Origin of the sequence: Halorubrum sp. SS7, assembly GCF_005435055.1 — an archaeon.
GTDB lineage: Archaea > Halobacteriota > Halobacteria > Halobacteriales > Haloferacaceae > Halorubrum > Halorubrum salinarum.
Genome location: NZ_SGXV01000220.1, coordinates 1 through 657, shown reverse-complemented (window position 1 = coordinate 657; position 657 = coordinate 1). Strand labels below are relative to the sequence as shown.

Sequence of the window (657 nt, the reverse complement as noted above, 5' to 3'; positions counted from 1 at the left end):
ATGTCGGGTACTGGATAGATACCGCTTATCTGCCGCTCTGCCAATTTAATACATTTATTTTTAACTTTAAATATCTACTATATTCAGCCGCAGAACAATCTTAATATTTATTTATCCTGATACTTTTTGAATATGCACGAAAGTGTGGCAGATTACGTGGCAGAGCACCCGAAGATGGCCGGCGTCCTGTTCACCGCCCTCCTGCTGCTGACGCAGGCGGCGCCCGCGGCGGCAAACATGGCAACGGCTACTCCTGGTCCGTAGAAGACAGAAATTCGTCACTCCACGTCAGCGAGGTATCCGAAAATACTGGGACTGTTTCCAGTTGTAGGAATTTTGATATTTCATCTATAGTTAGTTCCGCTGTGGTGATGTTCGTGGGAATATAATAATTTTGTTCAACTGGTCCAAGATTTAATGAACTCATCGAACCAGCGCCATAGGTCCCGTTGGGATATATCTCTGTGGTTATGTCCCACATTCCATCACCACTCTCACTCATGTTCAGCACTAATGCGACGCCACTCCGACTCTGACAGATCGTCGTCCCCCCGTCTCCTACCACGATGTACTGGTGACCAGTAATCAATTCGCGCTTCGCGACGTGAAGCGCGGTCCGGAGGTTGAACCCGCTGTTCATCAGGCGGGCGATGATCC

Annotated in this window: 1 pseudogene; it reads right to left on the bottom strand. The window is 48.6% G+C overall.

Annotation, left to right across the window (positions count from 1 at the left end):
• Positions 1-247 precede the first annotated feature (247 nt).
• Positions 248-657: pseudogene (locus tag EXE44_RS21190) on the bottom strand (caspase family protein); the annotation flags it as partial.